Source organism: Bacilli bacterium, from assembly GCA_036381315.1.
Lineage (GTDB): Bacteria > Bacillota > Bacilli > Paenibacillales > KCTC-25726 > DASVDB01.
In genome coordinates, this window is the sequence record DASVDB010000044.1 from 1 (window position 1) to 12,920 (window position 12,920).

The window sequence follows — 12,920 nt, forward strand, 5'->3', positions numbered from 1 at the left end:
TGAAACAGAAACGAATGCCAGGATCGAATTGCCGATTGCGCAGTTCCAGTTGCCGGATGAAGAAGAAACCGCGATTTCTCCCGATTCTTTTTATAAGTATTCGAATGATTCCGGGACATACGGGGTAAAAATCAATTCAACACAACGCCTGCCATGGGAAGATCAAGATATACTTGCAGTAGAATTTGCCATTAAAAATATGGATACTGTTTCTTTGCCAGTTCTTGATATTGGTGCGAATTTCAAATTGGATGACGTTGAAATAGATTCATTGTCCACAAATTATGTTGCGCTGGATAATGTGATGGGGCTTCAACCCAATCAGGAGGCACATATAATTGCGTATACGAAAATCCCGTATACTTACAAATATGCGAAAGTTAACGTGACATTATATGAGAAAGAGAAGCAGGGAGAAAGCGTATCCGATCTTCCGGTTACCGAATACTCTCTTTCCTCAAGCAAGTTCAACCTTCCGTCCATTAAAAGCGATAAATATGTAGTAACCAATATTGGAAAGAGGGCAACAGTTACCGTTCGCGACTTCAAAATTTACGACAGCCCAACGACGCGTATCGCGTATGTTGAAGTCGGAATGGAAAACAACGAAAGCAGATTGACCGATTTGCAAAAACTGACGGCATATTTAAAAACAGACCAAAACGTCTTTTTCCCGTTGACAATTACGAAAGTGGAACAAAAAGTCAGCCCTGGCGGCAGAGCGTTAATTGGTTTGTGGACTAGAATTCCGCAGAAGTTTACGCTAGGTGAACCGCATATTGTGATTGGCCAACAAGCGGGTTCTGAAAATGATCAGGCCTATATAAAAGGGAAAGAACTTGTATTGCCTGCGGAAAATAATGCCGTAACTAATGAGCTGACAGACGTCACATTATACCCGTACACGTTGTCATTGAGCAATCTAAGAGCCGATCTCAATGGTTCGAGCGGAAAAATCACGTTTAATTACAGCCTGCAAAAAGATTTTCTCTATGAAGTAGTTCCGGAAGGACATAAATTATTGATGGAAGTATCGGACGAAAAACATAAATTCTCGCAAGAATTTGAACTGGAAAAGGATTTGAAAATAGGCGATTATTCTTCTTCCATGAGCTTTAACTACGATGATACGAATGATGCCATTAAAAGCTTCGACGGCTTTAAAATCAGTCTGTACGATTCGTTTGAAGGGCATAAACGGCTGCTTGCTTCAAGAATGATTTACAAAGCCTACGGCGGCAATTGAAATTCAAATTTTACAGTGGGGAAATACAATGAAAAATTCGGTTAAAATTTTGGTTGCAACCGTACTCTTCGGCTCCGGGCTATGGCTCGGCTCCATCATCACCTCCAACGCCGACGGGCTGATTCCCGACAATCAGCCCGGATCGGTGAACGATCCGGTTGTAACGAAAAGCTACGTCGACGAAACGGTTCAAGAGCTCGTAAAAAGCGAATTGGCCAAACGTACGCAAACCGGCGGCGATTCAAGCGAAATGACTGTTATTATGTTGCAACCGGGGCAAACGCTTTATGCAGGCGCAGGAGCGGAATTTATCGTTAGACCGGGAGGCAAGGCGGTTGCCTTCAGCACAGACGGCAACGGCATTCCGGACTTGACCAGCGGCGAGGATCTTCCCAACGGCAAACTGATCGAATTCAACCATTTGCTGATATTCCCGCGAGATGGCGGCCGCGGTATAAAGCCGGCTCCTTCGGAAAAACATAATGTTTATGTCATGGTGCGCGGCAAATACTCATGGGTTGATAAGGACGGTACGGAAATCAAGCAATAAATATCCATCTTTTGACCAATCAGAAATAAATACGCACACATTACAGAAACTTTGCAGCGTGCTGTTCCATCAAATCGCCGATACTAAAGATCGTATTCCAGTTATACAAAGGAGACGATCCAAAATGGCAAAAGGGCAGAGCGGAAGAAGAAAAATGGTGCCGGAAAGCCATCAGGCGATTGACCAATGGAAATATGAAATTGCTCAGGAATTGGGGCTTCCCGTCGGCAAACAGGCGTTGGCGGCCGTACAGGAATTCGACGCCGAGTTTGCCACGGAATTGGGCGTCATACCGGCCGGCTCGATAAGCGAGGATTATTGGGGGCATATAGCCGCCAGGGATACCGGAGCGGTCGGAGGCGCAATTACGCGCCGGCTTGTCCGGCAGGCGGAACAAGCAATATTTGGATTATAAAAGCAAACTGCACTGATAATTCGGTTTTGTTTGACAGGAAACTGCAAATACGCTACATTATAAACGAAGGTTAGTCAATGCAGCCTTTTCCAAGCGGGAAAGGTTCCTTTTTTATTTGCAAGGCATATTCATAGAATAATGAAAAGCGCGGGAGGCAAAGCGAATGACGTTACAGCATGGCAGGAGATTGTTCACCTCTGAGTCCGTTACGGAGGGACATCCCGATAAAATTTGCGACCAAATATCCGATGCGGTTTTGGACGCGTTTTTGGAACAGGACCCCCACGCCAGAGTGGCATGCGAAGTATCGGTGGCGACAGGGCTTGTATTGGTGATCGGTGAAATAACCAGCAAGGCTGAATATGTCGATATCCCCAAAATCGTCCGCGAGACGATACGAAATATTGGTTATACCCGGGCAAAATTTGGATTCGACGCAAATACGTGCGCGGTCTTGACCTCATTGAATGAACAATCGCCGGATATTGCAATAGGCGTAAATACCGCACTCGAAGCAAGAGAAGGCGCGCAGCAGGGCGAAGAAAACATCGGAGCGGGAGACCAGGGTCTGATGTTCGGATATGCCGTCAACGAAACGCCCGAACTTATGCCGCTGCCGATAGCGCTGGCGCACAGATTGGCCCGCAGACTTTCCGAAGTCCGCAAAAACGGCACGCTGCCCTATTTGCGCCCGGACGGCAAAACACAAGTGACGATTGAATACGAAAATGACAAGCCGGTTCGTGTCGACACGATTGTCGTGTCCACGCAGCATCATGAAGATGCTACCCTGGAGCAGATCACCAAAGATATGAAGGAGCATGTGATTAAACCGGTAGTTCCGGAAAACTGGCTGGACGAAAAAACAAAATACTTCATCAACCCGACAGGCCGTTTCGTTGTTGGCGGACCGCAAGGCGACGCCGGATTAACCGGCCGCAAAATCATCGTGGACACATATGGCGGCTATGCCCGCCACGGCGGCGGCGCATTTTCCGGCAAAGACCCGACCAAAGTGGACCGCTCCGCGGCCTACGCGGCAAGATATGTCGCAAAAAATATCGTCGCCGCCGGACTGGCGGATAAATGCGAAATTCAGCTCGCTTATGCGATCGGCGTGGCCCAGCCCGTTTCCATCAACGTGGATACGTTTGGCACAGGCAAAGTCAGCGACGTAAAACTTTCGGAACTTATCCGCAAACATTTTGATTTGCGTCCTGCCGGAATTATCAAAATGCTTGATTTGCGCAGACCGATCTATAAACAAACCGCGGCATACGGACATTTTGGCCGAATCGACCTGGATGTCCCGTGGGAAAAAACCGACAAAGCGGATCTGCTGAAAGCGGAAGCGTTAGGCTAATTTCACCCGCGGCGGTAAAAGTGATATATTCGCTAAGCTAATTTCTTCCACGGTGGTAAAAGGGGTATTATATAAATTGCGAAGCACGCATCGTATTTCGTTAAGGCGATAGTCTTAATGGAACGCGATGCTTTTTTATTTTTTAAGAGAGGTGATATGGATGTTGGCAAAGGAATTGGCTGCATTTATGGAGCAGCATAAACGGAGGGCGGTAGGTGAAAGATTGCGAATGCTCAAAAAAGAGCGACGTGGCGAAACCCTTTTTCTGCAAAAGGTATGGTGGCCCTTGGGAATGAAGTTTGACGGAATCGTGCCGGAATACGAATTTCGCGATTTTTACGGGAGGGTTCGATTTATTGATTTTGTGTTTTATTGGCATTGTTTTCGAATCGCGATTGAAATCGACGGATTTGACACACACGTCACAAAAATGGATCGGGAGATGTTTGCCGATTCGCTGGAACGCCAGAATAGCCTAAGCTATAACGATTTTATAATTGTGAGATTTTCATATGATCAGATTTTGCATCATCCGAATAAATGCGCGGAGTTTTTAAAAGCTTTGCTAAAAAAATTGGAAAATGGTGCGGCGTGGATGAGAGGGCTGTCAGTGAGAGAGCGGGCCGTCATCCAGTTCGCCCTGAAACAGGGGGAAAACCGCTTCATGGTGCGGGATGTGATGTCCGCAATCGGATTTGGCGAAAAAACGACACGGGCGCTTTTAAAAAAACTAATGGCCGAGGGCTGGCTGATAGGGGAAGGAAAGTCGGTGCGAATTCGTTTTTATCGGTTAAATCCGGAAATCTGGAACAAAAATCAAATCCATACTGGCGGTGGATTGTAAAGGCGGATTGTAAAACGCAGTGGGCATGGCATGGTCCGCGACGCATAACGGCAAAAGTGCTGATATAGCGCCTCCTGCGAGGCGAACCGGCCTCTATAACGGCAAAAGTGCCGATATAGCACTTTACGCAAGGCGAACTGGCGCGTATAATGGCAAAAGTGCCGATATAGCGCTTCCCGCGTGGCGATCTGGCCGCTATAACGGCAAAAGTGCCGATATAGCGCTCCCCACAGAGCGATCCTGCTTGTATATCGGCAAAAATGCCGATATAGCGCCCCATTCGGAGCAAACTGACGCCTATAACGGCAAATATGCTGATATAGCGCTTCACGCGAAGCGAGCTGGCACCTATAACGGAAAAAATGCCGTTATGGCTCTTCGTGCTAGGCTCCCAAGGAGACGCCCTGCATGGTGCCCCGCAGCGGTGCACCCGATGAGCAAACCGGCAGCAGCCAAAATTTACCGAAAAAATCAGCGTAACTTTTGCTCCCTTTCTTAAGTCTAATAGGTTGGATAACAATTCCACAGAGGAATGAGAAAAGATGGATTGGGAGAGGGAGCAGAACATGTCAGCATTCGCAAAAAGATTTCGCATGGCGGCAAAAACGGCATTGCTGTCCACGCTGGCGCTCGCGACGCTATTGGGAACCGCCGATTTGCCCGCGCAAGCTGCGAGCGCCCAACCAACGCAGCAGCCCAAAATAACTGTGAAAAGCGAACAGCCCATCACGGCTGGAGCGATTTTGCGCCAAGTCGTCTGGGAATCTGCCAGAAGCGGAAAAGCGGTGCGGACGAACGCCAACATCATTGTCGTTGATTTGCAAAACCCGTATGTACAGCTTGACGTCATGACCGGCGTAAACAATCAGTTTACGAAGCGTCAAAATGTAGAAGATATGGCTGTAGAGACACATGCTGTGGCAGGCGTAAACGGGGATTATTTCAATGTCCAGGGCGAAGGTGCGCCCATTGGACCGGAAGTGCGCTCAGGAGCGCTCTGGTCGTCGCCTTCCTTTCTTGACGGCATGTACGCATTTGCGCTTACGGCGGACCGCAAGCCGGTGATCGATAGTTTCACATTTGCGGGGAGCGTTAAAGCGGCTAACGGAGAAACATACCCGTTGGCGGGCATTAACAAAGCCGTCTACTGGACCGATCCGAACAAAACGCACAGCCATGCGAACGCCATCCAAATGTATACAAGCGCATGGGGGCAAGTTGACCGCGGCAACGACGGTGCGACCACGCCGACCGAAGTGCTGGTGCGTAACAATGTCGTCGAACAAATCGCAGACAACGGCGTCATTAACGCAAAACCGCCGCAAGACGGCTATATTTTGCGAACATCCGGCAAGGCCGCCGATTTCATACGCAACAACGTGAAGATTGGCGACAAAATCACGGTGGATTATCACTTCATTTCGAATACTACGAAAAAAGCGGCGGATCCGGCGCAATTTCAAATGATGATCGGCGGCCATACCATTTTGGTCGATCAGGGGAAACCGGCGAAATTTTCGCGGGACGTCTCAAGCCTCGGCGGGTATCGTTCCCGTACGGGCATCGGCTATTCGCGGGATGGGCGCTACGTTTACATCGTTACGGTAGATGCCGGCGGCGACAGCAAGGGCATGAGCTTGCCGGAGTTTCAGCAGTTCCTGGCGCTTGCAGGCGCGTGGAAAGCATTGAATCTGGACGGCGGCGGTTCGACGCAAATGGTGTCCCGGCCGCTCGGAGACTTTGCAGTGCAGGTTGTCAATCAACCGGAAAACGGCAGCTTGCGGAAAGTCGTCAATGGTTTGGGCGTGTACACGAAAGCGCCAAAAGGCAAGATCGCGGGACTGATCGTGGAAGGCAATAAATTGTTGTTTGTCGGGGAACGGGAGACCTATAACCTGAAGGCGTACGATCAATACTTCAATCCGCTGCGGATTGATGCCCAGAGCGTCCATTGGAGTCTGCCAGCAACACTTGGACAGCTTTCCGGCAATACCATGGTCGCCACAAAGCCCGGCGTCGGAAAACTGATTGCCAAACAGGATAATGCCCAAGCGGAATTACCGGTCGAAGTGGTAGGAAAAGAGCAAATAACCGATTTGCATTTTACGAACCCTGCCGCCATTTTTGCTCCCGGCGGCAAATATAAGCTGAATGTGGTTGCGACCACAAAAAGCGGAGCCATACGCAACGTTCCCGCGGATTTGCTGCATTGGGACATGATCGGATTTACCGGCACTGTGAATGACGGCGTTCTGACCGTGAACAGCACGGGCAAGGACGGCAGCGGCCACTTGATCGCCACATTTGACGGTTATGCGGCCATGCTGACATCGGCCATCGGTGTAGACAAGAAATTGGATGCCTTAACGTCGATCGAATCGAATGTAACAAAACAAAAGACGCCTGCGGAAATCAGCGGCGACGCGAGAGTTGTGAGCGACCTTCCGGGTACCCGCGATAACGAAATGGCCTTGTATTTTGAATATAACTTCAAAAATGGCACCGGCACAAAAGCGATATACGCCTCATATGGCGATAAAGGCATTGCGGTTGCGGGAAAACCGTTGGCCATGAAAGCCGATATTTACGGCGACAACAGCTTAAACTGGATTCGCGCGGAGGTAATCGACAAGAACGGGGCTTTGCAACGCATTGATTTTACGCGGCTCATCGACTGGTATGGGTGGAAAGAAATCGATGTGGATCTGAGCCAGTACAATCTGGCATATCCGATCACAATCAAGCGCATTTATGTTGTCAACCCGGAAGAAGGCCAGGATGAGCGCGAGCCAATCGGCGCCATCGCGATCAAAAATATCCGTTTCCAATACGTCAGCGAAGCGCCGCAATCGCCGAAAGTCAGCGTCAAGATGGCGGTTAACCGCAAGTCAATCACCGTGAACGGACAAAATCGCGAATTGGATCAGGCGCCGGTTATTGTGAACGGCAGCACGATGATTCCCGTCCGCTTTTTCATCGACGCGATGGGCGGCGAGGTGCAATGGACCCCTGCAGACAAGCAAGTGAAAATCATTCGGGATCACCACCTGATTCAAATGTGGATCGGGCAGGAGGACTTGATCATTGACGGCAAACGGGTGACTGCGGATGCGCCGCCCAGAGTGATGAACGGCCGATCAATGCTCCCGCTGCGTCTCATTTCCGAAAGCCTTGGCTGGAAAGTGGGATGGGATAACGCGACCAAGTCTGTTACACTGGAATAAGCGTCGTTTAAAAATAGTTCATCTCGTTTTCGTCAAAATATGTTACTATATTGCTAGATGACCGGTTTGCGATAAAATAGAGGTGCGGGCGCGTATGGAATTGCACGCGGATGCTTTTGACAGGATTATCAAAAATGCTGTAAATGTTTTGAATGACAGTAAATATCAAATTTTTGAAATCTCCGAGCATGCACGGACAGAGCGCGACACGCTGGATAACGAATTGCGTTTGGTAATGGAAGAGTTATCCAAAACGATCGATCTTGTCGACGAACTGGAACGCAAATTCAAGCTTGCCCGCATCCGTTTATCCGAAGTAAGCAAAGATTTTTACCGTTTCAAGGAGGAGGATATCAGAAACGCTTACGAATTCGCGACCAGTTTGCAGTTGGATGTCTCCATCCAGCGCGAAAAAGAAAATCATTTGAAATCAAGGCGGGATGATTTGCAGAAGCGGATTAAAGCGGTTGAAAAAACAATCGAGCGGGCTGAAACGATCGGTTCGCAACTCAATGTGGTAATGGAATACTTGTCCGGCGATTTAAATCAGGTAACCCGCATTTTGGAGTCGGCAAAGAACAGACAATTGCTCGGATTGAAAATCATTTTGGCGCAAGAAGAAGAGCGCAGGCGTATTGCCCGGGAAATACATGACGGGGTGGCCCAATCTTTGGCAAATGTCGTGTTGCGTTCGGAAATTGTCGAACGGATGCTTGGCAAGCATGATTATGCCGCCATCAAAGACGAAGTGGCTGATTTGAAAGGGCAAGTCCGCAACAGTTTGGAAGATATCCGTAAAATCATTTTCAATTTAAGGCCAATGGCTTTGGACGATCTTGGCCTTATCCCTACCTTGCGCAAATTCACACATGATTTCGAGGATAAAACGAAAATCCGCACGTCGTTCGAACTGATCGGCAAAGAAATGCGATTGCCGTCGGCAATGGAGGTGGCGATTTTCCGGCTGGTGCAAGAAGCGTTTAACAACGTTGTCAAGCATGCCAATGCTTCCTTTGTAAGCCTGGAGCTGACCATGCAGACGCAAATGGTCAAAATTGTCATTTCCGATAACGGCGTCGGATTCAATGTCGGTTCGGTGCAGGCGCAAAATGACGGTTCGCATTTCGGCCTTATCGGCATGAAGGAGCGGATCGAACTTCTGGAAGGGAGGTTTGAAATTACATCGGTGATCAAAGAAGGTACAACCATATCCATGTTGATTCCGATCAGTGAACAATAAGTCATCATGTACAAGCAAAAAAGTTTGAAAGGGGCAGGATGATGTTGAAAGAAGAGCAAAGAAACGAAAAAGTCAAATTGTTGATAGTGGACGACCATCAGCTCTTTCGCGAAGGCCTGAAACGAATTTTGAACATGGAAAACGACATGGAAGTGATCGGCGAATGCAGCGACGGACTGCAGGCAATCGAAGCGTGCAACTCCTTGCAACCCGATGTCGTGCTGATGGATATCAACATGCCCGTGGAAAATGGCGTGGCGGCGACCGAACATCTTCGCGAAATTTTTCCGGCGGTCAAAATATTGATTCTTTCGTTGCATGACGATGAAAGTTACGTGTTTGAAACGTTGCGGAAAGGCGCTTCCGGTTACTTGCTCAAAGATATGGAAGCGGAATCGTTGATCAACGCCATTCGTTCCGTTGTGGCCGGATATGCGTTTATCCATCCGAAGGTAACCGGCAAATTGATCAACCAATTGCGCAGAATGACCTACCTGCAAGAAAGCGGAGTGCTCGGAAAAGACTCCAAGGCAATGGAAGCCGGCGTCAAATACGTGCAAACGGATGACAGCCCGCTCACGCGCAGGGAAGCGGACGTTTTGCGGCTCATGGCGGAAGGCAAAAGCAACAAGGCGATCGGCGATTACCTGTTCATCAGCGAGAAAACGGTCAAAAACCATGTCAGCAGCATCCTGCAAAAAATGGAAGTCGATGACCGCACGCAAGCCGTCATTCAATCGATCAAAAATGGCTGGGTGACGCTTTAACCGGAAAACCGGATTACATAACGGGATATCTGACGGATGGAACCAGCGGTTTCCATGCGGCATATACTGCCTGTAAAGGGAGGTAGGCCGCAATGACCGAAAGTTTTTTCGCGATTATGGCTGCTTATGTCATAAGCGCCGTATGGGTCCATCGCAGATTTAGCCGGTCGCTTGCACTCGGGGAAAAGGCTCGTCACTATGTATTGGTAACGAAGAACAACCAATCGCAAATCGAATGGATAATCCGGTCGCTGCTTTTTTATTCCTGGCTTAGGGGCGTATGGATTAAAATCACGATTCTGGATCAGTGTTCTTCCGACGATACGATGCGCATTGTCAATCGCCTCGCGGCCTGCAGATATATGCCTGTAAAGATCGTCGAATCCGGATCGTCCATCGATGCTTGCTTGCATTCATCCGAATATTCGGCGGAAGAAGTCATCCTCGTTGAACTGAACAAGCGCGAGGATTTGAAGAAGTTGCCTTTGTTGCAATAGTTTCTTGCGATTTAAAGAAAGGAATTCTGTTCAGGATGAAAGCAACATTATATGCGCTGCCGCACGCGGAACATGCGGCTTGGCACATCTCGCTTGATTTTGCCGTAGATTGCCGGTACCGATTTGCGCGGCAGCATGCCGCGGAGATGCTTGTCCTTTCGCCGTCCCTTCCGTTCGGGCATGCTCTTTTACTGAAGCGGGCACTGCAGGCCAAATCGGCGCATTTGCCGCCCGACGGCAAACTTTTGCGCAAATTGCAGCGCTATTTGCGGCGGTGCGGTTTGGCCGATATCGCCGCGGCGGCCTCCGTGCGCATTGTCGGCAAAGACGAGTGGCTTGGGCAGGCGGCAAGCTTGCCAATCGTCGCGGGCGAACCGCCGGATGAGATGATTGTGCAGCAATTGACAGCGGCGATGAGCGGAAGGTCGCTCTTGCCGGAAGAAATCATCGCGATATTGGAATATATGGGGCATAAGCAAGCAGCTGGCCGTTGGAAATCCTACGTGCAAGCTGCTTATTGTTTGTCTGCGGTTGATTTCAAAGCGGCGGTGGAACCGGTCCGAATAAGCGGCAAGCGTTTGTTCGGCGCCTTCGGGCAGCGCCCCCAATGCCGCTGCTGCCGCTGCGGCGGGCAAGGCAAGGCTTTGCGCTGGACGGACTGCGCCGCTTGCGGGCAAGCTTGCCCATACTGCGAGGCTTGCCTGATGCTGGGCAGAGCACGGTTATGTACGCCGCTGGTTGCAGGCTTGCCCGGTTGGCGGAATGCCGACACTGCGCCGTTGCCGTGGACGGAGCTGACGCCTGGGCGAATTGCCGTCGCGGCGGAGCCGTTGACCGATTATGCGATCCAATACTATCAAAACAGATGGAAAGAGATGCTGAGCGGAGCGCAATTAACGGCGTCCATGCTTGCTTTGCAGTACATAACCGCCCCGCAAAGAGCCAGGTTACCGCGTGCCGGCGCCAAAGGTCCGGCCAACCGGTTGCGGCGGTTTCTCCTGTGGGCGGTTACCGGAGCGGGCAAGACGGAGATGCTGTTTCCGCTCATTGACCACGCGCTCGTTTCCGGCAAAACCGCGGCGATTGCCACGCCGCGCCGGGATGTGGTGCTGGAGCTTGCGCCCAGGCTGCAAAAAGCTTTTCCCGCGGCCCATGTTGTTGCCTTGTATGGAGGCGGCAATAGCGCCTGGGAGAGCGGAGAGATCACGGTCACAACGACGCACCAGCTGCTGCGGTTTGCAGCCGCGTTTGACTTGGTCATCGTCGATGAAGTCGACGCGTATCCTTTTCACAACAACCCGATGCTGGAATATGCCGTGGCCAAAGCGTGCCGCCCGGGCGGGGCATTTGTGTTTGTTTCGGCTACGCCGCCGCGGCGTCTGCGCAAAGACGCGCAGCGCGGCAAAATCGGGCAGGCCATCTTGCCCGCCCGCTATCACCGGCAGCCCTTGCCCGTTCCCCGGCGGGTACGCTGCCCTTCGGTGGACAAGCTTTTAACCCGCCATACCGTTTTTGGCGGCGTGCGGGCGTTGCCGAAAGCGTTGGCCCGGCGGATCGGCTTTTCGCTTGCGCGCGGCGCGAGCGTATTTCTGTTTGTGCCGTATATCCGCCAGGTGGAGCCGATTGCCGCGCGATTGCGCGTTGCTTTTCCCGCGGCGACCGTTGCCGGGACGAGTTCGGAGGATGCGGAGCGCGAGCAAAAAGTATTGAATTTTCGCCGCGGGATCATCAATATTCTGGTCACGACCACCATTCTGGAGCGGGGGGTGACGATTCCGCGAGCGGATGTGCTGGTTCTGGACGCGCATTCACCGCTATTTGACGATGCGGCGTTGATTCAGATGTCCGGGCGGGCAGGCAGAGCAAGCGATGACCCGAACGGGAACGTCACGTTCGCCGCGCCTGAAAATACGCTGTCGCAGCAAAGGGCCATTCGGCATATTCGCAAAATGAACCGTTTGGCCTGGCGTCAAGGTCTTGTCGACCCGCCGCGGTAAAAAATTTTGGATGAATCGGGGTGGTTGGGGATGTCGTTTTTATTTACCGAGTCGGGAATGTTGAAATGGCTTGGAAAGCTTACTGCCGCGGCAAAGGCGCTTTTCCCCCGAGAATCGCAGCTTTGCCTTGCCTGCGCCAAACGCAAGCGTTCAACCGTGGCGGGCGGCCTTGCTTTATGTCTGGATTGCTGCCGCCAAATTCCGTGGATTCGCGAAGTTGTCTGCCCAACGTGCGGCAGGGGAGTCGAATGCCCCGACTGCCGCCGCACAACCTGTTCGCATTACATCATAAGCCGCAGCGCCGTACACTATAACGCTTTGATGAAAGAATGGCTGGCCAGGTATAAATATCGCGGGCATGAGCGGTTGGGACAAGTTATTGGCGGCATGATGGCGCACGCTATGCGGCTTTTGACGGAGGATCCCGCTTTTGTGCGCGGCCGGTTCACCGTGCTGGTTTTCGTTCCTGTAAGCGAAAGCCGGCTGGAAATGCGCGGGTTCAACCAATCCCGGCAGTTGGCTGAACAACTTGCCGCGCGCTTTTCGCTGCCTGTTTTCGCTTTGCTTGAGCGCGTCAAAGATACGGAGAAACAAAGCATGAAAACGCGCGCGGGGCGTTTTAAAAACCTGCGCGGCGCGTTTTCGCTGAACAGGCAAGAGGCGGATCGGCTGCGCAGCGCGGCGTCTACGCAACCACCCGGGCCGATCAATGTGATCATCGTCGACGATGTGTATACGACCGGCAGCACCATGCAGCGCTGCGCCCAGGCGGTCAGG

General features: G+C 51.1%; 11 protein-coding genes. All 11 read left to right on the top strand.

What is annotated here, in order from left to right:
* A partial coding sequence (locus tag VF260_03220; protein ID HEX7056195.1) for a hypothetical protein occupies positions 1 to 1,246 on the top strand: 1,246 nt, incomplete at its 5' end.
* A 28-nt stretch (positions 1,247 to 1,274) separates the two neighbouring features.
* Complete coding sequence (locus tag VF260_03225; GenBank protein ID HEX7056196.1) at positions 1,275 to 1,796, top strand: hypothetical protein; 522 nt, start codon at positions 1,275 to 1,277, stop codon at positions 1,794 to 1,796.
* A 124-nt stretch (positions 1,797 to 1,920) separates the two neighbouring features.
* A complete protein-coding gene (locus VF260_03230; protein ID HEX7056197.1) occupies positions 1,921 to 2,211 on the top strand; it encodes an alpha/beta-type small acid-soluble spore protein in 291 nt (96 codons plus the stop codon).
* A 163-nt stretch (positions 2,212 to 2,374) separates the two neighbouring features.
* Positions 2,375 to 3,574 (top strand): methionine adenosyltransferase, encoded by a 1,200-nt coding sequence (metK, locus tag VF260_03235; protein HEX7056198.1) that lies wholly within the window; start codon positions 2,375 to 2,377, stop codon positions 3,572 to 3,574.
* A gap of 292 nt (positions 3,575 to 3,866) precedes the next feature.
* Entirely contained in the window at positions 3,867 to 4,418 is a 552-nt protein-coding gene (locus tag VF260_03240; protein HEX7056199.1) for a hypothetical protein, read from the top strand.
* Between the two features lie 566 nt (positions 4,419 to 4,984).
* A complete protein-coding gene (locus tag VF260_03245; protein HEX7056200.1) occupies positions 4,985 to 7,642 on the top strand; it encodes a stalk domain-containing protein in 2,658 nt (885 codons plus the stop codon).
* A gap of 94 nt (positions 7,643 to 7,736) precedes the next feature.
* Positions 7,737 to 8,882, top strand: coding sequence for a sensor histidine kinase (locus tag VF260_03250; protein HEX7056201.1), 1,146 nt, complete (start codon positions 7,737 to 7,739; stop codon positions 8,880 to 8,882).
* 41 nt (positions 8,883 to 8,923) lie between these two features.
* A complete protein-coding gene (locus tag VF260_03255; GenBank protein ID HEX7056202.1) occupies positions 8,924 to 9,649 on the top strand; it encodes a response regulator transcription factor in 726 nt (241 codons plus the stop codon).
* Positions 9,650 to 9,741: 92 nt separating this feature from the next.
* Positions 9,742 to 10,146: a hypothetical protein gene (locus VF260_03260; GenBank protein ID HEX7056203.1), complete on the top strand. Its 405-nt coding sequence runs from the start codon at positions 9,742 to 9,744 to the stop codon at positions 10,144 to 10,146.
* A gap of 35 nt (positions 10,147 to 10,181) precedes the next feature.
* Complete coding sequence (locus VF260_03265) at positions 10,182 to 12,143, top strand: helicase-related protein (GenBank protein HEX7056204.1); 1,962 nt, start codon at positions 10,182 to 10,184, stop codon at positions 12,141 to 12,143.
* 30 nt (positions 12,144 to 12,173) lie between these two features.
* A partial coding sequence (locus VF260_03270) for a ComF family protein (protein ID HEX7056205.1) occupies positions 12,174 to 12,920 on the top strand: 747 nt, incomplete at its 3' end.